Source organism: Rhodococcus zopfii NBRC 100606 = JCM 9919, from assembly GCF_001895025.1.
In the GTDB taxonomy this organism is placed as follows: domain Bacteria; phylum Actinomycetota; class Actinomycetes; order Mycobacteriales; family Mycobacteriaceae; genus Rhodococcus; species Rhodococcus zopfii.
In genome coordinates this window covers 1-23,621 of sequence record NZ_BCXI01000009.1, presented here as the reverse complement: position 1 = coordinate 23,621, position 23,621 = coordinate 1, and the positions used below count along the sequence as shown (strand labels likewise).

General features: G+C 69.4%; 23 protein-coding genes. 10 read left to right on the top strand and 13 right to left on the bottom strand.

Translation table 11 applies throughout. The features are described from left to right. Positions 1-64: 64 nt before the first annotated feature. Together RZ1_RS05795 and RZ1_RS05790 are read right to left on the bottom strand one after the other, a co-directional pair. Positions 65-1,129, bottom strand: coding sequence for an SDR family oxidoreductase (locus tag RZ1_RS05795; RefSeq protein ID WP_072810042.1), 1,065 nt, complete (start codon positions 1,127-1,129; stop codon positions 65-67). Then, positions 1,126-1,698, bottom strand: coding sequence for a TetR/AcrR family transcriptional regulator (locus RZ1_RS05790; RefSeq protein ID WP_083583544.1), 573 nt, complete (start codon positions 1,696-1,698; stop codon positions 1,126-1,128). The genes RZ1_RS05795 and RZ1_RS05790 overlap by 4 nt, the downstream gene beginning before the upstream one ends. 117 nt (positions 1,699-1,815) lie before the next feature. On the opposite strand from RZ1_RS05790, the gene RZ1_RS05785 reads away from it, so the two are divergent. The 3 genes from RZ1_RS05785 to RZ1_RS05775 all read left to right on the top strand — a co-directional run bounded on the left by RZ1_RS05785 (position 1,816) and on the right by RZ1_RS05775 (position 5,786). Further along, the gene (locus tag RZ1_RS05785) at positions 1,816-3,090 is read left to right on the top strand and encodes a TrpB-like pyridoxal phosphate-dependent enzyme (RefSeq protein ID WP_072810217.1); all 1,275 of its coding nucleotides are present in this window, start codon (positions 1,816-1,818) and stop codon (positions 3,088-3,090) included. A gap of 99 nt (positions 3,091-3,189) precedes the next feature. Beyond that, positions 3,190-3,819: a phosphoribosyltransferase gene (locus tag RZ1_RS05780; protein ID WP_072810038.1), complete on the top strand. Its 630-nt coding sequence runs from the start codon at positions 3,190-3,192 to the stop codon at positions 3,817-3,819. 164 nt (positions 3,820-3,983) lie between these two features. Next, positions 3,984-5,786 carry an AMP-dependent synthetase/ligase gene (locus tag RZ1_RS05775; RefSeq protein WP_072810036.1) on the top strand — a complete coding sequence of 601 codons (1,803 nt, stop codon included), beginning with the start codon at positions 3,984-3,986 and terminating at the stop codon, positions 5,784-5,786. A gap of 48 nt (positions 5,787-5,834) precedes the next feature. Here RZ1_RS05775 and RZ1_RS05770 read toward each other — a convergent pair whose 3' ends face one another. The 3 genes from RZ1_RS05770 to RZ1_RS05760 form a co-directional block, all read right to left on the bottom strand. Next, complete coding sequence (locus RZ1_RS05770; protein WP_072810034.1) at positions 5,835-6,464, bottom strand: alpha/beta hydrolase; 630 nt, start codon at positions 6,462-6,464, stop codon at positions 5,835-5,837. Positions 6,465-6,529: 65 nt separating this feature from the next. Then, positions 6,530-7,708 (bottom strand): amino acid deaminase/aldolase, encoded by a 1,179-nt coding sequence (locus RZ1_RS05765; RefSeq protein ID WP_072810215.1) that lies wholly within the window; start codon positions 7,706-7,708, stop codon positions 6,530-6,532. 106 nt (positions 7,709-7,814) lie between these two features. After that, a complete protein-coding gene (locus tag RZ1_RS05760) occupies positions 7,815-8,459 on the bottom strand; it encodes a TetR/AcrR family transcriptional regulator (RefSeq protein WP_072810032.1) in 645 nt (214 codons plus the stop codon). Between the two features lie 95 nt (positions 8,460-8,554). Between RZ1_RS05760 and RZ1_RS05755 the strand changes: the two genes are divergently transcribed. Continuing rightward, positions 8,555-9,862, top strand: coding sequence for a D-arabinono-1,4-lactone oxidase (locus RZ1_RS05755; protein ID WP_072810031.1), 1,308 nt, complete (start codon positions 8,555-8,557; stop codon positions 9,860-9,862). 53 nt (positions 9,863-9,915) lie between these two features. On the opposite strand, the gene RZ1_RS05750 is transcribed toward RZ1_RS05755, so the two are convergent. Continuing rightward, on the bottom strand, positions 9,916-10,653 hold the full coding sequence (locus RZ1_RS05750) for a 3-hydroxybutyrate dehydrogenase (protein WP_072810214.1): 738 nt from the start codon (positions 10,651-10,653) through the stop codon (positions 9,916-9,918). A 113-nt stretch (positions 10,654-10,766) separates the two neighbouring features. Beyond that, positions 10,767-12,122, bottom strand: coding sequence for an MFS transporter (locus RZ1_RS05745; protein ID WP_072810029.1), 1,356 nt, complete (start codon positions 12,120-12,122; stop codon positions 10,767-10,769). Between the two features lie 120 nt (positions 12,123-12,242). Here RZ1_RS05745 and RZ1_RS05740 point away from each other — a divergent pair, with 120 nt between their 5' ends. After that, positions 12,243-13,178: a LysR family transcriptional regulator gene (locus RZ1_RS05740; RefSeq protein ID WP_072810027.1), complete on the top strand. Its 936-nt coding sequence runs from the start codon at positions 12,243-12,245 to the stop codon at positions 13,176-13,178. Here RZ1_RS05740 and RZ1_RS05735 read toward each other — a convergent pair. The 4 genes from RZ1_RS05735 to RZ1_RS05720 all read right to left on the bottom strand — a co-directional run bounded on the left by RZ1_RS05735 (position 13,175) and on the right by RZ1_RS05720 (position 17,615). Further along, entirely contained in the window at positions 13,175-14,098 is a 924-nt protein-coding gene (locus RZ1_RS05735) for an adenosine deaminase (protein WP_072810026.1), read from the bottom strand. The two genes, RZ1_RS05740 and RZ1_RS05735, sit on opposite strands and share 4 nt — an antisense overlap. A 72-nt stretch (positions 14,099-14,170) precedes the next feature. Further along, positions 14,171-14,932 (bottom strand): crotonase/enoyl-CoA hydratase family protein, encoded by a 762-nt coding sequence (locus RZ1_RS05730; protein WP_072810024.1) that lies wholly within the window; start codon positions 14,930-14,932, stop codon positions 14,171-14,173. 86 nt (positions 14,933-15,018) lie between these two features. Further along, positions 15,019-16,071, bottom strand: coding sequence for a class I adenylate-forming enzyme family protein (locus RZ1_RS05725; protein ID WP_072810213.1), 1,053 nt, complete (start codon positions 16,069-16,071; stop codon positions 15,019-15,021). A 71-nt stretch (positions 16,072-16,142) separates the two neighbouring features. After that, the gene (locus RZ1_RS05720) at positions 16,143-17,615 is read right to left on the bottom strand and encodes an MFS transporter (protein WP_072810022.1); all 1,473 of its coding nucleotides are present in this window, start codon (positions 17,613-17,615) and stop codon (positions 16,143-16,145) included. Positions 17,616-17,653: 38 nt separating this feature from the next. On the opposite strand from RZ1_RS05720, the gene RZ1_RS05715 reads away from it, so the two are divergent. Together RZ1_RS05715 and RZ1_RS05710 are read left to right on the top strand one after the other, a co-directional pair. Further along, positions 17,654-18,340, top strand: a complete 687-nt coding sequence (locus RZ1_RS05715; protein WP_072810020.1) for a GNAT family N-acetyltransferase — start codon at positions 17,654-17,656, stop codon at positions 18,338-18,340. 25 nt (positions 18,341-18,365) lie between these two features. Continuing rightward, positions 18,366-19,409: a glutathione S-transferase family protein gene (locus RZ1_RS05710; protein WP_072810018.1), complete on the top strand. Its 1,044-nt coding sequence runs from the start codon at positions 18,366-18,368 to the stop codon at positions 19,407-19,409. On the opposite strand, the gene RZ1_RS05705 is transcribed toward RZ1_RS05710, so the two are convergent. Both RZ1_RS05705 and RZ1_RS05700 read right to left on the bottom strand, forming a co-directional pair. Then, positions 19,388-19,807, bottom strand: a complete 420-nt coding sequence (locus tag RZ1_RS05705; protein ID WP_072810211.1) for a VOC family protein — start codon at positions 19,805-19,807, stop codon at positions 19,388-19,390. The genes RZ1_RS05710 and RZ1_RS05705 overlap by 22 nt on opposite strands. Positions 19,808-19,827: 20 nt before the next feature. Further along, positions 19,828-20,697, bottom strand: coding sequence for a helix-turn-helix domain-containing protein (locus RZ1_RS05700; protein ID WP_072810017.1), 870 nt, complete (start codon positions 20,695-20,697; stop codon positions 19,828-19,830). Between the two features lie 136 nt (positions 20,698-20,833). Here RZ1_RS05700 and RZ1_RS05695 point away from each other — a divergent pair, with 136 nt between their 5' ends. Genes RZ1_RS05695 through RZ1_RS05685 form a run of 3 tightly spaced genes read left to right on the top strand, consistent with a single transcriptional unit; the run spans position 20,834 to position 23,612 of the window. Beyond that, complete coding sequence (locus tag RZ1_RS05695; RefSeq protein ID WP_072810015.1) at positions 20,834-21,565, top strand: hypothetical protein; 732 nt, start codon at positions 20,834-20,836, stop codon at positions 21,563-21,565. A 1-nt stretch (position 21,566) separates the two neighbouring features. Further along, positions 21,567-22,406: an alpha/beta fold hydrolase gene (locus tag RZ1_RS05690; protein WP_072810014.1), complete on the top strand. Its 840-nt coding sequence runs from the start codon at positions 21,567-21,569 to the stop codon at positions 22,404-22,406. A 42-nt stretch (positions 22,407-22,448) separates the two neighbouring features. Continuing rightward, a complete protein-coding gene (locus tag RZ1_RS05685) occupies positions 22,449-23,612 on the top strand; it encodes an ABC transporter ATP-binding protein (protein WP_083583543.1) in 1,164 nt (387 codons plus the stop codon). The last annotated feature ends 9 nt before the right edge of the window (positions 23,613-23,621 follow it).

Sequence of the window (23,621 nt, the reverse complement as noted above, 5' to 3'; positions counted from 1 at the left end):
TGACATGAAGTTTATCGGATGAGCGTCGATGACCTCGCATCATCGGTGCCGCGACCGCCCGCCGTCACTCCCGGGTCGCCGCACCGGGGGCCGTCGCGGCGAGGAATCGCGCCCAGCGCTGCAACGCGGGTCGCACCGGCGGATGGTCGAACCCGTGCCTGCGTGTGAGCGCGGTGGCCGAGGCAGTCGGATAGGCGTCGGCACTGATGAAACTCAATGTCTCCTTCTGAGCCCCGGTCAGCCACTCCGGCAGGATCCGCAGCGCGACGACGGGAACGCGCCGCCGCGGCGCGGGCACCCCCAACTCGTCCGCCACCAGGGCGACGAGGTCGGGCAGCACGGGCGTCGCGTCGTCGAGTACCCAGTACGCCTGGCCCGCCGCCTGCGGGTCCCGCGGGACCAGCGCCAGGAACCGCGCGAGGTGGTCGACGGTGACGACGGGCACCACGGTGTTCCGGGTTCCGGGAATCGCCCGCAACTGCCCGCGGGACAGCTGCAGCACGAGGTCCGCCAGACCCAGGTACTGGTCCGCCTCCCCCGTGCGGGAGTCACCGATCACGGTGCCGGGGTTGACGACGGTGAGAGCAACGTCCAGGCGGGCAGCGAGCGCGCGTACCACGGCGTCGGCTTCGATCTTGGACGCTTCGTAGGCGCCGAGCCGCCCATAGATCCGGCGGCGGTGACGCGGCGACCACGGCACCGGCATCGTGGGGTGCGCACCGACCCGGTACCCGCTGACGTGAACCAGCCGGCGCGCTCGCGTCGCCGCAGCAAAGCGGGTGATCTTCTCGGCCAGAACGACATTCACCGCGCGTGCCGTCTCCGCTGTCATCCCGAAGGCGAACGCGGCAGCGAGGTTGTGGACGTCGCGCACATCCGGCACCGCCGGTTCGAGGACGATTTCCCCCGCGCCGGGATCGAAGAGATGAATCGAGAGCCGGTCGAGCGGCACGCCGGCGCTCCCGAGCCGGTCCCGCAGCCGGGCCCCGGATTCGGCCGAGCGTACGACCGCGACGACCCGGCTGTCCTCCGCCGGATCGGTGAGCAGTTCGCGCAGCAGGCCGCGGCCGATGAAGCCCGTGGCACCGAACACCACGATCGACCCGTCGTTCCTCCGGGCCCCGCTCATCGGGTGGCCCGGATGAGCTCGAGCGCGACGACCCGCGCCTCGTCCAGCGGGGCGGTGTCGCGGCGCGCCCGGGCGACGACGGTCGCGCCTTCGACGAGACTGACAATCGCCCCTGCGAGCCCGCCCGCGTTCGGAACCCCGTCGCGGACGAGGATCTGCGCGACGACGACCCGCCACGATTCGTACACCCGGGCGCAGCTCTCCTGCAGCACGGGGTTCTCGGCGGCGGCGTCGACCGCGACGGACGCGACCGCGCAGCCGGCCGCGAAACCGGAACGTTCGAGCCGCGCGGCGAGGTCGTCGAAGACGGCGGCGACGACATCACCGGCGTCCTTGCCCTCGGCGATCAGCGACTCGAGCAGGCCGGTGAACTCCGCGCCGACACGGTCGAGGGCGGCGACGACGAGTTCGTCCTTGCCGCCGGGGAAATGAAAGTAGAGCGAGCCGCGGGGTGCCGCGGCGCCGGCGGTGACGTGCGCGAGGCCGGTGCCGTGGTAGCCGCGAGTTTGGATGAGCTCGAGGGTCGTGTCGATCATGCGCGTTCTGGTCCGCGCTCCCTTGGTGGTCACAGCTACATAATAGACCGATCTACATATTATTGGGTTGCGGTCCCGCCGCCGATACGTCCCCGACACGTGTTGGGCACACTGAACGGGTTCTCGCTGCAAAACCGAAAGGACGACCCGGTGTCGGAGCCCGTCAAAATTCCCACCCACTGGTACAACATCGTCGGCGACCTGCCCGTCGCTCCGCCGCCGCACCTGCATCCGGGCACCAAGGAACCGATCACCGCGGACGACCTTGCCCCGCTGTTCGCAAAGGGCCTGATCGAGCAGGAGCTGTCCACCGAGACGAACATCGAGATTCCCGAACCGATCCGCGATGTGTACCGCAACTACCGCACCACCCCGCTGATCCGGGCACACGCGTTCGAGAAGGCGCTCGGCACCCCGGCCCGCATCTACGTCAAGTACGAGGGCGTCAGCCCGGTGGGCAGCCACAAGGTCAACTCCGCGGTCGCGCAGGCGTACTACAACTCGATCGACGGCGTCAAGCGGCTCACCACCGAGACCGGCGCCGGCCAGTGGGGTTCGGCGCTGTCGTTCGCGTGCGCGAAGTTCGGCATCGACCTCGAGGTGTGGCAGGTGCGCGCGTCGTACGAGTCCAAGCCGTACCGACGGTTCCTCATCGAGACGTACGGCGGCACCGTACACGCGAGCCCGTCCGAGCTGACCGACGCCGGCCGCCAGGTCCTCGCCGACTATCCGGACACGCCGGGCTCCCTCGGCATCGCCGTGTCCGAAGCCGTCGAGGTCGCGGTGAAGGACCCGGCCGCGCGCTACACCCTGGGCAGCGTGCTCAACCACGTCGTGCTGCACCAGACCGTGATCGGCCTCGAGGCGGTCGCACAGCTCCGCGCGGCCGGCGAGGAGAACGCCGACGTCGTGTTCGGCTGCGCGGGCGGCGGCTCGAACCTCGCCGGTCTGGCGTTCCCGTTCATCCGGGAGGTGCTGCACGAACGCGCCGCGACGCGCGTGGTCGCCGTCGAACCTGCCGCGTGCCCGTCCATCACCCAGGGCGAGTACCGCTACGACCACGGTGACATCGCGGGCCTGACCCCACTGCTCAAGATGCACACCCTCGGCCAGGACTTCATCCCCGACCCGATCCACGCCGGTGGCCTGCGCTACCACGGCATGGCCCCGCTGCTCAGCCACACCGTCGAACTCGGCTACGTCGAAGGCAAGGCCGTTCCCCAGACCGACGCGTTCGCCGCGGCCGTGCAGTTCGCGCGCACGGAGGGCATCGTGCCCGCCCCCGAGTCGGCGCACGCGATCGCCGCGGCCGCCGAGTACGCGAAGGGCCTGACCGAACCCGAGGTCGTCGTGATCGGGCTCTCCGGGCACGGACAGCTCGACCTGCCCGCGTACCACGCGTACCTGTCGGGCGACCTCGACTAGGCCGCAGGCGTCGGAGACAGCCGCGCGGCGACGGGTCGCGCGGCTGTCCGAGGTCGCGGACGCGGACGACACGGACGCCGGCCGGGCCATACTGGAGTCATGCGCTATTCCGGCCGCGAGGAGGCCGGGCGACGACTGGCCCGCTCGGTCGGGCACCTGCGCGACGCACAGCCGGTGGTCCTGGCACTGCCGCGTGGCGGTATCCCGGTGGCGCGGGAGGTCGCGCGGGAACTCGATGCTCCGCTCGACGTGCTCGTCGTCCGAAAACTCGGGGTGCCCTGGCACCCCGAACTCGCGATGGGGGCGATCGCGGAGGGCGGCGCCCGCATCCTCAACGAGGAGGTTCTGCGACGCGGCCGGATCGGCGCGGACTCCCTCGCCCGGGTCGAGGACCGCGAACGCACCGAACTCGAACGGAGGGCGCGCCTGCTGCGCGGCGACCGCGCCCGAATCCCGATCGCGGGGCGCACCGTCGTCCTCGTCGACGACGGCCTCGCCACCGGCGCGACCGCCGCGGCGGCCTGCCTGGCCGCCCGCGCCGCAGGTGCCGAGCGGGTCGTCGTGGCGATTCCGGTCGCCGCTCCCGAGGCGATGCAGCGGCTACGGACGGTCGCGGACGAGGTCGTCTGCCCGGTGCAGCCGACCGACCAGGACAGCGTCGGGGCGGCTTACGTCGATTTTCACCAATTGACCGATTCAGAAGCCGCCGAGCTGCTGAAACCGCTGTGACCAGCACCATTGCCTACCGGCGGGTAACTCGCGCGATGGCACAAACCGGAAATCCTCGACAACTCACCCTTGAACAGCGCATAACGGGCAGCCCCGGCAGGTGCAAAACACCTCGACCTGTGATGCAATGCACATCCCAAAGCAAAACGATGGAGGGGTCAGCAGTGAGTGAGATTTCCGTGCCACAGTCGTTCTCGATTCCCGAGGACGCATCGATGGCGGATTCCGTCTTCCGGCACGAAAAGGAGTCGCCCAATTTCGTGCCGTTCGAGCGACTCGTAGACGGCACCTGGACCAAGGTCACCGCGAAGGAGTTCGCCGCGCAGGTCCGCGCCGTCGCCAAGGGCCTGATCGCCTCCGGCATCGAGCTCGGCGACCGGGTCGCCATCCTGTCGTCCACCCGCTACGAGTGGGTCCTGCTCGACTACGCCATCTGGACGGCCGGTGGCGCCACCGTCGCGATCTACGAGACGTCCTCCGCGGACCAGTCCCAGTGGATCCTCGAGGATTCCGGCACCTCGCTGCTCATCGTCGAGAACGACGAGCTCGCCGAGGTCGTCAAGGAGGTCGCCGAGGGGGCGCCGACCGTCCGCGAGGTGCTGCGCATCGCCGCCGGCGACGGCGGCAAGGGCGCGGTCGAGGAACTGATCGCCCGCGGCACCGCCGTCACCGACGAGCAGGTCGAGGAACGCCGCGCGCAGGTGAACGCCGAGTCCGCCGCCACGCTCATCTACACCTCCGGCACCACGGGCCGCCCGAAGGGTGTGCAGCTCAAGCACCGCAACCTGTACGCCGAGTCGGCCGCGGCGGCGATCCAGCTGCCGGACTCGATGGTGCCGGGCAACCGCACCCTGCTGTTCCTGCCGCTCGCGCACGTGTTCGCCCGGCTCATCTCGTTCGCGGCGTTCGACAACAAGGTGACCGTCGCGCACACCTCGGACCTGACCACGCTGCTCGACCAGTTCGCCGAGTTCAAGCCGAACTTCATCCTCTCCGTGCCCCGCGTGTTCGAGAAGGTGTACAACTCCGCGAAGCAGAAGGCCTACGACGGCGGCAAGGGCGGGATCTTCGAGAAGGCCTCGGACACCGCCATCGAATACAGCCAGGCGCTCGAGAACGGCGGACCGGGCCTGGTCCTCAAGCTCAAGCACGCCCTGTTCGACAAGCTCGTCTACGGCAAGCTGCGGGCCGCGCTCGGCGGACAGGCCTCGCAGGCGGTGTCCGGCGGTGCCGCGCTCGGCGCCCGCCTCGGGCATTTCTTCCGCGGCGTCGGCATCAACGTCCTCGAAGGCTACGGCCTCACCGAGACCACCGGCGGCATCATCATGAACACGCCGGGCAACCAGAAGGTCGGCACGGTCGGCCGCCCGTTCGACGGCCATGCCGCGAAGATCGCCGAGGACGGTGAGCTCCTGCTCAAGGGCCCGGTCGTGTTCGAGGGCTACTGGCAGAACGATCAGGCCACCAAGGACTCGATCGTCGACGGCTGGTTCCACACCGGCGACATCGGCACCATCGACGCCGACGGCTTCATCGCGATCACGGGCCGCAAGAAGGAACTCATCGTCACCGCGGGCGGCAAGAACGTAGCCCCGGCGATCCTCGAGGACTCGCTGCGGGCGCATCCGCTGATCAGCCAGGTCATCGTCGTCGGCGACGCCAAGCCGTTCATCGGCGCCCTCATCACCCTCGACCCGGAGGCCCTGCCCGGCTGGAAGGAACGCAACAACGTTCCCGCCGAGACCGCCGTTGCGGACCTGCTCAAGAACCCGGATCTGATCGCCGAGATCGACGCCGCGGTCGCCGAGACCAACAAGAAGGTGTCCAAGGCCGAGGCGATCAAGAAGTACCGCCTCCTCGATGTCGACTTCAGCGTCGAATCCGGTGAGCTGACCCCGACGCTCAAGCTCAAGCGCAACGTCATCCACGAGGCGCACGGCGCCGAGATCGCCGCGATCTACAACTGATCGTCCTCCGTCGGTGAGCGAAGGTGCCCCCGGAGGGGGTGCCTCCGCTCACCGGCGTCCCGGGGCGGTCACCGCGAGCACGAAGTCCGCGACGTCCCGGGTCACCGTGCGCTGCACCGGCTCGTGCAGCAGATCGTGCCCCGCGTCGGGATACTCGCGCAGCACGAGCTCCGGAACGGTCGCGGCCCAGTCGCGCACGGGCTCGACCGGGGCCAGGCGGTCGTCGACACCGTGCACCGCCAGCACCGGGAGCCCCGCGGCCTGCAGAACCTGCGCGGTCGCCGGGAGGGTCGCGGTGCGCGGCGTCCCGCACAGCACGGCACCGCGGAACCGGCCCGCGTCGGAGCGCAGCAGCGCCAGCACTGTCGCGGCGCCCAGCGAATGCCCCATGACCACCAGCGGCGTGCCGCTTCGTTCGGCCAGGCCGGCGATCTCGGCGAGATCGGCCGCGTGCCCCGCGACGTCGCCCGGCTCCCCCGGCTGCCCCTCCGACAAACCGTGTCCGGCCAGGTCGATCCCCCACAGCGCGATGCCGGCCGCGGCCAGGCCCGCGGCGAACCGGTGGTAGTGGCCGCTGTGCTGTCCCATCCCGTGCGCGAAGACGACGGCGGCGTGCGCGGCGTCCGTGTTCCAGGATCGGTAGTGGATTCGGCCCGTGGCCCCGACGATGAACGGCATGACGCTCACCCTATGGTGCGTGGTTTCGGTAGCTCCCGCTACCAAAGCGCGCACGGGGGACGGGGTCACCAGCAGTGGCCCTCGCCGCGATAGGTCGGGACGGTGTGGCGTGAGCCGTCCTCGTCGATCAGGTGCAGGTGCGTGAACCGTTCACACAGTTCACCGGCCTTGGCGTGCCGGAACCACACGCGCCCGCCGATCGGGATGTCCGACGCGGCGCGCCCGGTGACCGGTGTCTGCACTTCCCCCGCACCCTCGTTGCGCAGCAACCGCAGTCCCGCCGGATGCACCGGCTTCGGCACCCGCGCGGGTCCGGCCGGCCCGGACGCGATGTAGCCACCACCGAACAGGGTGGTGATCGTGGGGGTCGGTTTGCGCACCGCCGGCAGCGCGAAGAACAGCGCGGGATGCGGGGTGAAGGCGCGGTAGCGATCGAACAGGGTCGGCACGTACAGTCCGGATCCGGCGGTCACCTCGGTGACGACCGGATCGGCGGAACTCACCTCGAGAGAGCCGGTCCCACCGCTGTTGACGATCTCGAGATCCCCGACCGTGGCCCGCACGGCGTCGACCACGAGGCCCCGACGGGTCGCGAGTTCCTGCGCCGACGCCCGTTTGACCAGCCGCACGGGCAGCGACGAGTCGGGTAGCCCGGCGATCTGCGCCTCGTAGAACATCACCCCGACGACGGTGAATCCGGCGGTGGTCGCGCACCGGGCGAGCTGCGCGGCGTCGTCCGGAGCCCGCAGCGGGGATCGACGCACCCCCAGGTGCACCGGGCCGATCCGCAGCGAGGCGTCGACGTCGAAGCAGACCCGCGGGCGCACGGTGCCGGTGCCGAAGGCGTCGCGGACGAGGCCGAGTTGGGCGGGGGAATCGACCATCAGGGTGATGGCGTCGAGGGCATCGGGTCGTGCGGCCAGCTCGGCGAGGGCGCCACGGTCGACCGTCGGGTAGCCGAGGAGAACGTCGCGGGCACCGAGGTCGACCAGCCACAGCGCTTCCCGCAGTGAGTACGACATGATGCCCCGGAACTTGCCGTTCGAACCGGTCAGATCTGCACCCAGCACCTCCTCGAGGACCGCGCGGCAGCGGACCGATTTGCTCGCCACCCGAACGGGCGTGCCACCTGAGCGCCGCGCCAGGTCGGCGGCATTGCGGCGCAACGTGGCCAGGTCGACGGCGGCGAAGGGCGGATCGAGGTCGGCGGTCGCGGTGTCGAGCCGGTCGAGGGTCGAGGTCACGGCGGGTCCAATCGTCGAGTCGTGGAGCAACAAGTCGATCACCCGAATGGACGGTTGTCCAGATCCATGACTCTCGACGGCCACGTTCACCCCAGCGGGCGACCGCTCAGGGCTGGTCCACCGCGCGGGCAGCGATGATCCCGGCCACGTCGTCGAGTTCGGCGACGATGAAGTCGCCGTTGCGATCGACGAGCCAGCGCAGCACGAGACCGTCGATCATCGCCAGCGCCATCCGGGCGATGTCCTCGACCGGTTCGGTCCACGTCGTCCCGGTGCGTTCGGCGCAGTCGGTGAGAAACCGGCACGCCTCCACGTCCATGAACCGGTACTGCTCGGTGGCGATCCGGCCGCCGCGTTCGGACTCCGAGGCCCGCTGCCGCAGCGAATAGGTGGTGATCTCGTAGGTGAGGATCTGACGGTTCGCCGTTGTCTCGATCGTTGGCCACATCGCATTGAGCCCGGCGTACAGAAGCTGACGAAGGCCGCGGACCCCCTGCGGATCCGCACCGTCGTGCGGCAGGTCGAACGCGACGTGCAGGGCCTCGCTGAGCTGCCGGACGAGCGTCTCCCCCATCGCGACGACAAGCGCTTCCTTGCTCTCGAAGCAGTAGTGCACCACGCCGAGGGACACACCGGCGTTCTCCGCGACCGCCCGCACCGTGACCGCGCCGACTCCCCCGCGCTCGGCGAGGTCGAGAGCGGATTCGATGAGCTGGGCGCGACGCTCGTCCGCGGGCATCCGGTTCAGCATCCCCCGATCGTAGAGGCTCGGGGCCGACCCCGGGTCGAACGCGACAACCCTGCAACCCTTGACCTGGACGGTCGTCCAAGAGGACGATGCTCGTCATGGGAACCTGGCGCAACTGGGCACGCACCGAACACGCGACACCCCGCGCATTCGACACCCCCGCCGGCGCCGAGGAGGTCGCGGCCCTCGTCACCCGTGCCGCCGAACGCGGCGACCGGGTCAAGGCGGTCGGCGCCGGCCATTCGTTCACCGGTGCGGCGGTCACCGACGGCGTCCTCGTCTCCCTCGACCGCATCGCCGGGATCGAACGGGTCGAGCCGACCGCGACCGGCGCTCTCGTCACCGTCGGCGCCGGCACACGGCTGCACGATCTCAACCGTCTGCTGTGGTCGCACGGCCTGGCGCTGGCCAATCTCGGCGACATCGACGTCCAGTCGATCGCCGGTGCCGTCTCCACCGGAACCCACGGCACCGGAGCAGGATTCGGCGGGCTGGCCACCCAGGTGCGCGCGGTCACGGTCGTGCTCGCGGACGGCCGTACCGTGCACTGCTCCGCCACCGCCGAGCCCGAACTGTTCGAGGCGGCCCGACTCGGCGTCGGCTCGATCGGCATCCTCACCTCCATGACCCTCGACTGCATTCCCGCGTTCCGGTTGCACGCGGCCGAGGCACCCGCGACCCTCACCGAAACGCTCGCGGTGCTCGACGACGACCGGCTCGGGGTGGACCATTTCGAGTTCTACTGGTTCCCGCACACCGACCGGGTCCTGACCAAACGCAACACCCGGATCGAGGGTGCCGAACCGACCGAACCCGTCGGCCGGGTACGCGGTTTCGTCGACGACGAGTTGCTCTCCAACGGTGTGTTCGGCGCACTGCAGCATCTCGGGACGCGGGCGCCGGGCCTGATTCCGCGGATCAACGAAGTGGCCGGACGGGCCCTGTCCCCCCGCGAGTTCACCGACCGCAGCTACGCGGTGTTCGCCTCCCCGCGGCGCGTCCGGTTCCGGGAGATGGAGTACGCGATCCCGGTGGACGCGCTACCCGGCGTGCTCACGGACATCGCCCGCGGACTCGAACGCACCGGCCGGCAGGTCGCGTTTCCCGTCGAGGTGCGATTCGCGGCCGCCGACGACGTGTGGCTGTCCACCGCGCACGGTCGCGACACCGCCTACGTCGCGGTGCACGAGTTCCATCGGCGCGACCACCGCGACTACTTCGCGACCGTCGAGGAGATCGTGCGCGCTGTCGACGGCCGGCCGCATTGGGGCAAGCTACACGGGCGGACCGCGGACGATCTGCGGCCCGCCTATCCGAGGTTCGACGACTTCCTGGCCGTGCGCGACCGCGTCGACCCGGACAGGATGTTCGCCAACCCCTATCTCGAGCGGGTGTTCGGTCTCTAGAACGGCACAGCGGCCGAGGCGCCACCGCGATGTGGCACGCTCGGCCGCCGGTTTCAGGCTGCGGTCCACCCTCCGTCCATCGTGTATGCGGCTCCGGTCACCATCGCCGCTGCATCCGAGGCCAGGAACGCCACCAGTTCCGCGACCTCGGCCGGCTCGATCAGCCTCTTGATGGCCGTGCGCGCCAGGAGCACCTCTTCGGTCACCTGCTCCTGCGAAATCCCATGTGCCCGAGCTTGTTCGGCGATCTGTGCGGAGACCAGTGCGGTACGGACGTAGCCGGGATTGACGCAGTTGCTCGTCACGCCGTGTTCGCCACCTTCGAGCGCGGTCACCTTCGACAGGCCCTCGACACCGTGCTTGGCGGCCACGTACGCCGCCTTGTACTTGGAAGCACGCAGTCCGTGCACCGACGAAATGTGCACGATCCGCCCGAAGCCACGCTCGTACATCCCCGAAAGCGCAGCCCGGGTGAGCAGGAACGGCGCTTCGAGCATCAGGGTGGTGATGCGGCGGAAGTGGGCCGGATCGAAGCTCTCGATCGGGCTCACGTGCTGCACCCCGGCGTTGCTGACCAGGACATCGACATCCAAAGTCAGCTCGGCCAGCGCGCCGGTGTCGGTCAGGTCCACTTGCCAGGGCCGGCCGCCGATGCGATCGGCCACTGCGGCCGCGGCCTTGCCGTCGAGATCGGCGACAGTCACCTCCGCACCTGCACCGGCCAGGCGTTCGGCCACCGCGGCGCCGATACCGCCTCCGGCCCCGGTGACCAGCACCTGCCGACCGGTCATCGGTCCGACGCTGCGCCCGGTGAGGCCGGCGACCACCGCCCGCACGGCCCCTTCGACGTTCGGCGGCCGCGTTGCCGCCGGCGCGGTTTCCACGGCGGAGCTCCGGTCGCTTGTCATCGTGTCACCGCGACGAGTTGATCGCGGCGGTCGACGTCGTCGACGGTGGCAAGGCTGATCCCCCGGGTTTCCCGAACGAACAGCACCGCCACGAAGCTCACCGTGCACGCGATCGCCAGATACACCGCGATCGGTGTCGCGGAGTGGTAGGTCGCGAGCAATTTGGTGGCGATGATCGGGGCGAGGGAACCGGCCGCAATCGAGGTCACCTGTGCTGCGAGCGAGACACCGGAGTAGCGCATACGCGTCGGAAACGACTCAGCCATGATCGCAGGCTGTGGCGCATACATCATCGCGTGGAACACCAGTCCCAACGTGACGGCGAGTACCACGTACGCGGCGCTGCCGGTGTCGAACATGGAGAAGGCGAAGAATCCCCACGTGGCGCTGAGTGCGGCACCGGCGAAGTACACCGGCCGCCGACCCACCCGATCGGCCAACGCACCGAACACCGGCATCACCGCCAGGTGCGTCACGTGTGCGATCAGCAGCCAGGTCAGAATGGACGACGTGTCCATCTCCACCACCGTCTTCAGATAGGTGATCGAGAACGTGACGACCAAGTAGTACATGATGTTCTCGCCGAACCGCAGACCCATCGCCGAGAACACCCCGCGCGGGTACCGCTTGAGCACCTCGACGACGCCGTACGACATCTCCTGCTCCCGCTCGATCTCCTGCTGGGCTTCGACGAACAGCGGAGACTCGTCGACCTGCGTCCGGATGTAGTAGCCCACGAGCACGATCACCGCGGAGAGGAAGAATGCGATCCGCCACCCCCAGCTGAGGAAGGCCGCTTCGGACAGGGTGTTGGTCAGGATCAACAGAACGACGGTGGCTGCGAGGTTGCCGCCGGGCACCCCGGCCTGCGGCCACGACGCCCAGAACCCGCGGGAGCGGTCCGGGCATTGCTCGGCCACGAGCAGTACCGCACCGCCCCACTCGCCACCGACGGCGAACCCCTGGACGAAACGCAACATCACGAGAAGTGCGGGAGCCCAGTAGCCGATCTGGTCGAACGTGGGCAGGCAGCCCATGAGGAAGGTGGCCGCGCCGATCATCACGATCGAGATCTGCAACAGGTGTTTGCGGCCGATCCGGTCACCGAAGTGGCCGAACACGATCCCACCGATCGGGCGTGCGGCGAATCCGACCGCGTACGTGACGAACGCCGCGATGATCGCGTCGAACTGACTCGCGCCGGCCGGGAAGAAGATCTTGTTGAAGACGACGGTGGCGGCGATCCCGTAGAGAAAGAACTCGTACCATTCGACGACCGTTCCCGCCATCGAGGCGGCGACGATCTTGCGCAGTCCCGTCCGACTCGCATCGACTTCGCCCTGCTTGACCATGTGTGCACTCCTGTCGGTCAGAGCGCACCACCGCTTCAGTGATGCGCACCACACTCACGGAAGTCTCACTAACTAAGAAGGCACACGCAATGACCAAAGTCGCCCATAGAATCTGCGTTCATGCACATCGACGGTCTCGACGCCAACGCGCTGATCACCCTGCTCGCCGTGGCCCGGACCGGCCGCTACACGACCGCCGCCGGCCTCCTGGAGATCAACCACACCACCGTCTCCCGACGGATAGCTGCGCTCGAGCATGCACTGGGAGGACCGCTACTCGCGCGTGGGGCCGGTGGTTGGGAACCGACCGACCTGGGCAAAACCGCCCTCCGGGCCGCCGAGCAGATCGAGTCGACGCTCGTCGGTCTGCGCAGCGAATCCAGCGATGCCCTCCACGGCACCGTGCGAATCGCCGCGACCGACGGCTTCAGCGCCCGGATCGTCGTCCCGGTCGTAGCCCAACTCGGGCGCGAAAACCCTTTGCTGTCGGTCGATCTCATCACGGTCACCCGGCGTGCTCCATCGACGTACTCGGGAATCGACATCGAGGTGGTGGTGGGCAGGCCGACCACCTTCCGCGTCGAGCCGGTACTGCTCGGAACCTACCGGCTGGGCCTGTACGGCTCGGCGGACTACCTCGAGGCAGCTGGGACGCCGGCCGATCGGAAGGACCTCGCAGGCCGGCCCCTCGTGTATTTCATCGAGTCGATGCTCACCGTCGACGACCTCGACCAAGCGAGGTTCCACCTGCCTCACATGGCGAGCCGGCTCAATTCGACCAACGTTCTGGTGCACGTCGAAGCCACCCGCGCGGGAGCAGGTTTGGGGCTGCTCCCGTGTTTCCTCGCCGCCGACTGTCCGGATCTCGTTCGGGTGCTCGCCGACCAGGTGTGGATAGATCTCGAGTACTGGATGGTGGTACGCCCGGAAGCGGCACGCCGGCGAGAGGTGATGGCCGTCGCGGCCGCGTTGCGCGAGCGGGTACGGAATATGCGTGACCAGCTCCTCGGCGAAGTCTTCCCTCCGGGTGCGCTCGGGCATGCTCCGGGAGACTAGATGAACGCCGCTTCGAGCGAATTCCGCACCAGTGTCTCGTGTTCGGTGTCCGTCAGGCCGAGCCCGGTGTGCAGCGCAGCGAAGTTGTCGTCGACGTAACCGCCGAAATAGGCGGGGTCGTCGGAGTTGACGGTGACCAGCAGACCCGCGTCGAGCATGCGACGTAACGGGTGGTGTTCGATCGAATCCGCCACGCCCAGAAGCACATTCGACAGCGGGCACACGGTGAGCGGGACCTGTTCGTCGACGAGCCGCGCCACCAGGTCAGGATCCTCCAGGGACCGGATGCCGTGGTCGATGCGTTCGGCGCCGAGCAGATCCAGGGCCTGATGCACGTAGTCCGGGGGTCCCTCCTCACCTGCGTGCGCGACGACGTGCAGACCTTCGGCGCGGGCACGGGCGAACACGTCCTCGAACAACGACGGCGGGTAACCGACCTCGGCGGAGTCGAGGCCGAGACCGATGATCGGGGCGCGCAGCCGCAGCAGCTCACCGAACACCTCACCGGCCTCGTGCACCGGACGGTCCCGCACGATCGAGGCGATCATCGCGGCGTCGACACCGAACTCGCGGCCGCTGCCAGCGACGGCGTCGGCGAGCCCGTCGACGACTTCACTCAGCGGAACGCCGCGGCTGGTGTGCGCCTGCGGGTCGAAGAAGAACTCGGCGCGGGTCACGCCCGCATCGGCCGCGCGCGACAGGTACCCGCGGGCCAGGTCGGCGAAGTCCTGCGCCGTGCGCAGCACCTGCATGTTCGCGTAGTACAGCTCCAGGAACGATCCGAGATCGGTGAATTCGTACCGGGAACGCAGATCGGCGAGGTCGCGGTAGGGCAGGGTGACCCCGTTGCGCTCGGCGAGCGCGAAGATCAGCTCGGGTTCGAGAGTGCCCTCGATGTGCACGTGCAGTTCGGCGCTCATGCGGTCTGCTCCTCCCGGAACCGTTCTACGAGCGCGGTGCCCGTCCGCAGTCCGGGCGGGCACCGCGAGCTGTCAGCGTCCCTTCCAGACCGGGGCGCGCTTCTCCGCGAACGCCGTCGCGCCTTCGCGGGCGTCCTCCGACACGAACACCGGAGCGGCGATCTCCATCTGCTTCGCGAACGCTTCGTCGGACGACCAGTCCGAGGCGGACGCGACGATCTGCTTGGTCACTGCGACCGCGAGCGGGCCGTTGGCGGTGATCCGCTCGGCGAGCGCGAGGGCACCGTCGAGCGCGCCGCCCGGTTCGGTGAGCGTGTTGACGAACCCGAAGCCGTGAGCCTCCTCGGCGGTGAACGCGTCGCCGGTCAGGGCGAGTTCGAGTGCCTTCTGGTACGGGATGCGCGTGGGCAGGCGCAGCAGCCCGCCACCGGCGGCGACAAGTCCGCGCTTGACCTCCGGGATGCCGAACTTGGCGTCCTTGGCGGCGACGACCAGGTCGGTCGCGAGCACCAGTTCGGTGCCGCCGGCAAGCGCGAAACCCTCGACCGCGGAGATCAAAGGCTTGCGCGGCGGCGCCTCGGTGAAGCCCAGTCCCTTGCCGGGGACCACGACGTTCTCGCCGGCAACGAATGCCTTCAGATCCATGCCCGCGCAGAAGTTTCCGCCGGCGCCGGTGAGGACACCGACCGACAGGTCGTCGTCCTCGTCGAGCAGGTCGACCGCGTCGGCCAGGCCGCGGCTCACGGCAGCATTGACGGCGTTGCGGGCGTCGGGCCGGTTGATGGTGATGACCAGTACTCGACCGCGACGCTCGAGCAAAACCACATCGGACATGTGCGTATACCTCCACTGGGCGGATCGGATGCGCCGACCCGGCATGGGCCACGGCACATCAGCTGTATACCGGAGTCCGCATCACATCACGACACCCGTACCGCTAGCTGGGTGACGAACCCGTCGTCGTCGATCTGCACCTGATCGCCGGTGCGGAACCAGCCGTCACCGAACGTCTCGGCGGTGGATTGCGGATCGTTCCAGTACCGCCGGGCCACACTCGGGCCGCGGCACAGCAGTTCACCGACGCCGCGTTCGGCGTCGGGTCCGAGCAGCGCGACCTCCATTCCGCCGAACGGAATCCCGATGCTGCGGGGATGCCGTTGCCGGAACTCGGTGGGCAGCACCAGCCCGATCCCGCCGGTCTCGGCGACACCCCAGCCGCGCACGCAACGGGCCGTGGGGAACGAGGCACGCAGGTGCCGCCACGGCACCCGGATGCCGCGCGCCCCGGCCGCGACGACGGTGCCGCCGACCGACAGGGTGGGCAACAGTTGCACACCGCATCCGACGGCGGTGGACAGCGGCGCGGTGATCACGGTGCGCACCCCGCCGACGCCGAGATCCATCGCGTGGACGACCGCTTCGATGGTGGACAGGATGTTCTCGTTGCTCAGTTCGACGCCGTGCAGTCCCCCGCCGCATTTGCGCACGTAGTAGAGCAGTGCCAGCTCGTCGGGTGAGGCACCGCCGTCGAGGAACGCGACCCCGTCGGGCAGGTCCCCGTCGAGCAGAACGATCGCGCCGCTGTCGGCGACGATCCATTCGAGCTCGGCGTCGCTGCACGTCGGATCCGGCAGAACCGGCACACCACCGGCCAGGACGACACCGAGAAACGCGTGGAGCCAGTCGAATCCGTTGCGGAAGTGCACGACGACACGGTCGGCGGGGCCGACACCCTGGTCCAGCAGGCCGCCGGCAACGCGGGCGGCCGCGGCCCACAGTCCGCGGTAGGTGATGCCGTGACCGGACCGGTCGACGGCAGCGACGCGCTGCGAGTACCGCAGCGCGCTGCGGTCGAGGAGCTCGGCCAGGCACGGCTCGAGACCCTCGTACCGGAAAACGCCCGCGTGCCGGGTGACGCGTTCGTCGCGCAGCCATTCGGCACCACCGGAAAACTGCACCAACGCCGGCGACATCGCCACCTCCGATCGTCTGCGTGACTCGCACTATATGGCGTGCATCACATTTCGGGGTGGGTTCGGTCGCCTCAGCCGTGTGTGGCGTCCGCAGTGTCCGGATCGGTGTCCGCGGGCTTCTTCAACTGACTGTGCGGCCGGGCGAAGAACAGCGACGCGACGAGCCCGACGACGAGTACCGCGGCGGGCAGCCACATCGATTGGGCCATCGCCGTCGAGAACGGTTCGTGCAGCTGCTCCGGCAGCACGGCCGCATTCATCTCGGAAGCGCCCCCGCCCATCCCCTCGGCTGCAAGCCGCGAGGTCATCAGAGCGCCGATCGCGGCGCTGCCCAGTACCGCGCCGATCTGCCGGATGGTGTTGTAGACACCGGAACCGGCCCCGGCCTGCCGCGGTGCCAGGTGGTTCGTCGCGGTCGCCGACAACGGCGACCAGATTCCGGTCATCGCGATACCCATCAGGGCGGACGGCAGCAGCAGCGACCACGTCGGCGAATCCGGCGTCATCACCACCGCCAGCCACAGCAGCGCGATCGCCAGCAGTGCGAATCCGGTGCCCGCGATGTAGCGCGGATGCACCCGGTCCACGAGACGGCCGACGAACGGCGCGAGAATGCCGGTGAACAACGCCATCGGCACCATCAGCAGCGCCGAACCGGTCGGGCTGAGCCCGCGCACCGCCTGCGCATAGAACATCAGCGGCAACGTCATCGCGGTGACCGCGAAACCGATCGACACGATCCCGACGTTCGCGAGTGAGAAGTTGCGGTCGCGGAAGAGGTCGAGCGGCACGAGCGGCTCACCCCGCATCCGCGCCTGGTACAGGACGAACACCACGAGCAGCACCACGCCGGCCACGATGAAGCCCCATACCTTCGCGGACCAGTCGTACGAGTTGCCTTCCTGGATGCCGAACACCAGCAGGAACATGCCCGCGCCGCTGAGCGCAACACCCAGCAGATCGAACGTGTGCGAGTGCGTCTCCAGGTTCGGCACCAGCCGCACCGCCATCACGAACGCGAGGATGCCGACGGGAACGTTGACGAAGAAGATCCACTCCCAGCCCAGCCCGTCGACGAGGGCGCCGCCGGCGAGCGGACCGACGAGGGTCGCGACACCGGCCACCGCACCCCACATGCCCATGGCGGCGCCGCGCCGTTCCGGCGGGAAGATGCGGGTGATGACCGCCATCGTCTGCGGCGACATCAGCGCCGCTCCCAATCCCTGGAACACCCGCGCCACGATGAGGACCTCGATGGTGCCGGACAGGCCGCACCACAGCGACGCGGCGGTGAACAGCACCAGGCCCGCCAGGTAGACGCGCTTGGGGCCGAAGCGGTCGCCGAGGCGACCGGTGACCAGCAGCGGCACCGCGTATGCCAGCAGATACGCGCTCGTCACCCACACGACGGAGTTGATGTCGGAATCCAGCTCCCGCATGATCACCGGATTGGCGACGGCCACGATCGTGCCGTCCACCATGATCATGAAGAACCCGAGACACAGCGCCCACAGCGCCGGCCACGGTTCGGGCTTGGTGTTCACGCACTCTCCTTCCGCTTACGCGGGTCTACGGTAGCCGCGTGGAACGACATCTCCTGGACATCGTGCAGCTCGCCTGGTGCCGTGAACTCGCTCTCGACGACGACGCGCTCACCGCGGGTGGGCGTGTGACGCGCGTGGACGATACCGCCGACCGGCTGCAAGTGCTGCGTCTGGGTGAGACGACCGCCGTGGTCGGACCCGGCGACGCCGTCGCCGCACTCGCGCACATCCCCGACACCGCGCTCGACGCGTCGACGGTGCGGACGGCGACGGGCGGTCACGGTGCCCGGACCCACGTGCTGCACTACTGCGCGGACTGGGTCGACGCGAGCCGGGTACGTGATCCGCTGATCTCGCACGACGCCCGCGACCTCGCCGAACTGCGGCGCCGCTGCCCGCCGGACGACACGATCGACGCCACGCCCGCCGACGGCGACCGCGTGTTCGTGCTCCTCGACGACGACCACCACCCGCTCTCCGCGGCCGGATACGGCGAAATCCACGCGATCCTCGCCGACGTGGTGGCGCTGACCGTCCCCGAGCATCGGCGGCTGGGCCTGGCCGCGACCGTCGCGACCCTGGCGACGCACGACGCGCTGGATGCGGGGCTGGTTCCGCAGTGGCGGGTCCGTCGGGACAATCTCGCCGGGCGCGGTCTGGCCGCCACCCTGGGATACGAGGAGTGCGGAAGCCACCTGACGGTGCAACTGCGAGATAGCGTGTAGTCAACTCCGCACGGAAGGAGATCCCGTGACCGAACGGTCCGATTCCGGTGACACGGAATCCGGCAGCTATGTCGAGGCCGGCGAATTCGACCGCGACACCCGTTACCTGACGACCCGGATCACCGCGGACGGCCGCGACGGATATCCGGTCGAGTCCGGTCGTTATCGGCTGGTTGCCGCGCGGGCCTGCCCGTGGGCGAATCGCGCGCTGATCGTGCGCCGGCTGCTGGGACTCGAGGACGCGCTGTCGCTGGGGTTGTGCGGTCCTACCCACGATCGCCGCAGTTGGACGTTCGATCTCGATCCCGGACGTGTCGACCCGGTGCTCGGCATCGAACGGCTGCAGGAGGCGTACTTCGCGCGGGATCCCGGCTACGCGCGCGGCATCACCGTCCCGGCGATCGTGGAGGTCGGCAGCGACCGGGTCGTCACCAACGACTTCGCGCAGATGACGCTCGACCTGTCCACCGAGTGGACCCGGTTCCACCGCCCGGGTGCCCCCGACCTGTATCCGGAGGCGCTGCGCGCCGAGATCGACGAGGTCGCCGATCTGGTGTACCGGGACGTGAACAACGGCGTCTACCGGTGCGGTTTCGCCGGGTCACAGGACGCCTACGACGCGGCGTTCGACAGCCTGTTCGCGCGGCTCGATTGGCTCGAGGAGCGGCTCGCCACGCGTCGCTACCTGGTCGGTGACACCATCACCGAGGCGGACGTCCGGCTGTTCACGACCCTGGCCCGGTTCGACGCGGTCTACCACGGGCACTTCAAGTGCAACCGCGGGCTGCTCACCTCGTTTCCCGCCCTGTGGGGGTATGCGCGAGACCTGTTCACCACGCCCGGTTTCGGCGACACGATCGACTTTGTGCAGATCAAGCAGCACTACTACCTCGTGCACACCGACATCAACCCGACCCGGATCGTGCCGAAGGGGCCGGACCTGTCCGGCTGGCTCACCCCGCACGGACGGGACGCGCTCGGTGGCCGGCCGTTCGGGGACGGCACTCCACCGCCCCCTCCCCATGCGACCGAACAGGTCCCGAGCGCTCACACGCCGCTGGCGGCCTGACCCCGGTAGGTGCCGAAACTCCAGTGGACGCCCTGCGGGTCGCGGCACGTGAACCCGTGCGATCCGTAGTCCTCGTCGCGGATGCCGCGCGTGACCGTCGCGCCGTGGGCGACGGCCCGGTCGTACAGGGCGTCGACGGTCGCGGCGTCGGGCACCACGAGATAGGCGGAACCGGTGCCGGCCGGCATCTCGACCGGGCTGTCGTCGCGACCGCCCGAACCGAGCATCACGGCGCCTCCGTACGGCCAAGCCAGTTCGGCGTGGTCGACGCGGTCGCCCTCGCCGTAGACGGCCGCCTCGACGAACCCGAACGCCTCGACCAGGAAGCGGATTGCGCCGCGCGCATCGTCGTAGGTGAAACACGGAAACAGTGCTGTGGTGGTTGCTGTCGTGGTCATGTCGTTGGTGGTCATGTCACCTAGCCTGCGCCCGGAGGACCGCCCTCGTCTTGGACGATTGGGAACACCTCTTGGACGATTGGGAACACCTCGTCGTCCATCCACTGCGACGGCGGCACCCCGGCGAGGTCGCGCCAGTCGCGGGCCAGGTGCGCCTGGTCGTAGTAGCCGGCGCGCGCCGCGACGTCCGCGAGGCGGCGCCGGCCGGGCGTGCGCAGCAGTTCGCGGGAGCGGTCGAACCGGGCCAGCCGTGCCGCGTCCTTCGGGCCGATCCCGTATTCGGCGGTGAATCGGCCGGTGAGATGACGACGGCTCCAGCCGATGTCGTCGGCGACGGCCCGCACCCCCGGACCATCGGTGGAGGTGAGCTGCTGCCACGCTCGCGCGAGACGCGTGTCGATACCGCCCGGATGACCCGCACGGCGTGCGAGGCGGCCGAGCACGTCGTCGAGCACCGCGAACCGCTCCGGCCATTCGTCGGTCGCGGCGACACGGTCCTGCAGTTCCCGGGCGCCGGCGCCGAGCACATCCTCGAGCTCGACGACCCACGCTCCGAGCGCCCCCGCCGGTATGCCGAGCAGGACGCGGGCACCGGCCGGGGTCATCGCCAGCTGGATGCCGTGCTGGTTGCCGTCGTGCGCGATCGTCACCGGTGCGGTCGTCAGGCCGCTCGCGAGTGCCCCGAAGGTGCCGGGCCGTTGTCCGGGCGCCGCCGCACGGGCCAGCTCGAGGGGCGCACCGATCGTCAGCACGATCGTCAGGTCCTGCGAGGGCAGTCCCAGATGCTCACCCGCAGGGAAGTCGGTGAGGCGGTAGCCGTCGTACCAGCGCACGTACCGGCGCAGCGGCGGCGGCGGCCGTCGTCGCGCTCCGTCGGAGAGTCCCGGCACAATCGCCAGCGTAGACGCGGTGCGGTGGCATTCCTACCGGCTTGTCACCGGAAATATCTATAGTCGGCCGTGCACACCCGCGACGGGAAGCGCAGGGCCGCGACACACGAAAGTCCGCGACACGAAAGGCACAGCGATGAGCGAGAGAGTCGGGGCAATCGAGAAGTTCATCATCACGCTGCTCGACAACGGCAGCCGGCTGCAGGGCCCCGCGGTCGCGAAGTACGTCGACCGGGTCCGCCAGGCGCATCCCGACGAGTCGCCCGCACAGATCATCGAACGGCTCGAGAAGATGTTCCTGACCGGTGTCACGGGCAGCGGTTCCGCGGTCGGCGCGGCCGCGGCGTTCCCCGGTGTCGGAACCCTCACCGCGGTCGGTGCCGTCGGCGCCGAGACGGTGTTCTTCCTCGAGGCGTCGGCGCTGCTGACGCTCGCCGTCGCGTCGGTGCACGGCATCCACCCGCACGACCACGAACAGCGCCGAGCGCTGGTCCTCGCCGTGGCGCTCGGCGAGGCCGGCATGGAGGTCGTGAGCAAGGCGACCGGCGCGACGATGAAGAACTGGTCGTCGGCGGTCACCGGGAAGATCCCCGGCGCACAACTGCGGATGGTCAACAATTCGCTGGTCAAGAAGTTCATCCGCAAGTACTTCGCCAAGCGCAGCGCACTGATTCTCGGCAAGCTGGTGCCCGCCGGGATCGGCGCGGTCATCGGTGGTGCCGGTAACCGCGCCCTCGGAAAGCGCACGATCGGCAACGCCCGGACCGCATTCGGTCCGCCCCCCGCGCAGTGGCCGGAGGCGCACGCCACGCTCCCGCCGGGCGCCACAGGGACCCTGCCGAGCGCCGCGGCGGCCGGCGGTTCCTGACATGTCCGCGCCGGCGGTGTACGTCCGCGAGTCGGGAACCGGCTCGCGGACCGTCGTGCTGCTGCACGGCTACTCCGATCACGGCGGCACATGGTGCAAGGTCGAACCGGAGCTCGCCGAGCGATATCGGGTGCTCACCGTGGATCTGCCCGGTTTCGGTCGCAGTTCCGGGCAGTGGCGGACCCCGGTGATCGACCACTATGTCGACACCGTTGCGGATCTCGTCGCAGACAGCACCGAACCGGTCGCGGTGATCGGCAACTCGCTCGGTGCCGTCACCGCGCTCGCATTCGCGTCGGCGCACCCGAGGCGCACCGACCGGGTGGTGCTGTCGGACATGCCGGGCCTCGCCGGAATTCCCCGAGCCTGGAGGGAGAGCGCACGGCTTCCCCTGGACCGGGTGTCGCGGATGCTGTCGTGGCCGGTTCCGGCGCCGGTGATGCAACGGGCGATCGGCGAGTTCTACACCCGTGCGGCGCTGCACCGGCCGGAGCGGATGGATGCGGCGACGCTGACCGCGTTCACCGCCAACTTCGCCGACCGGCGTCAGGTGGACACGATGCTGCAGGTCGGCCGGGTCGCGGTGCGCGAACTCGGGAAGCTCCCGATACCGCAGATGGTGCACGCGCTGACGATGCCGACACTGCTGCTGTGGGGTGCGCACGACCGGGTCACGCCGGCGCGGGCGTCGCGCCGCGTCGTCAGCGGGCCGGACCGGCGAGTGGTGATCATTCCCGACGCCGGGCACTGCCCCCAGCTCGAGTCGCCCGCCGAGTTCCTGGGCGCGGTGCTTCCGTTCCTCGAGCATCAGGCGTCCGCAGCCGAGGATGCGGGCACGTAGGCTCGCGACGACCACGTGCACCGGCAGAGACGGGGGAACTTCTTGACCGCACAGTTCGCGCAGGCACCGGACGCGTTCCCAGTGTCCGGCCCGCCGCCGGGAATCTCCGTGCAGGGGCTGACCAAGACGTACAAGAACATCCCCGCGGTATCGAACCTCTCGTTCGCGGTGCCGCCGGGATCGATCACCGGATTCCTCGGACCCAACGGGTCCGGCAAGACGACGACGCTGCGGATGCTGCTCGGCCTGGTACGCCCCACGGCGGGACTCGCGCTGATCGACGGCGTCCCGCACGCGTCTCTGCAGCAGCCGGGGCAGGTCGTCGGTGCCGTCCTCGACGCGCAGGGCGCCCACCCGAAGCACACGGCGCTCACCCATCTCGAGGTGTACTGCGCGGCGATGCGGGTGCCGCTCACCCAGGCACGGGCGATGCTCGACCTGGTCGGTCTGGGTTCGGTCGCGACCCGCCGCACCGGCGAATTCTCTCTCGGCATGCGCCAGCGGCTGGCGCTGGCAACCGCACTGCTCGGGCAACCTCGCTACCTGGTGCTCGACGAACCCGCCAACGGCCTCGATCCGGAGGGCATGGCGTGGCTGCGCGAATTCCTGCTGTCGTATGCCCGCTCGGGCGGCACGGTGCTGGTTTCCAGCCACATCCTGCGGGAGGTCGAGCAGATGGCCGACCATCTCGTGATCGTCAGCAACGGGACGCTCGTGCATCAGGGCACCACCGCGGATCTGCGCAACGCATACCGCGCACGTGTCCTGGTCGCCTGCTCGGACCCGGCCCGTCTCGCGGCGGCGCTCGCCGCCGCCGGCATTACGGACGCGCAGATTCAGGGCGACGGCCGGCTCGCGGTCGCCGGGGCCGAACCCGAGCGGATCGCGGCGCTGGCGACCGAGCAGAAGGTGACGGTCTTCGGCACGCACGTCGAACACGTCGACCTCGAGCAGGTGTTCCTGTCCATGACCAGCGGTCGCTATGCCGCGACGACCGGATATCCGCAGCAGGGACCGCCCCCGCCGGGTTTCGTCCAGCCCGGGTATGCGCCGCAGCAGCAGTACCCGCCGCAGCACCAGTACCCGCCGCAGCAGTACCCGCAGTCGCAGCAGTACCAGCAGGCCGGGTATGCGCCGCAGCAGTACCCACCGGGGGCGCCTGCACCCCACCAGCCGCCGTTCGGACCGGGAGGATTCCAACGTTGACCGCGCTTC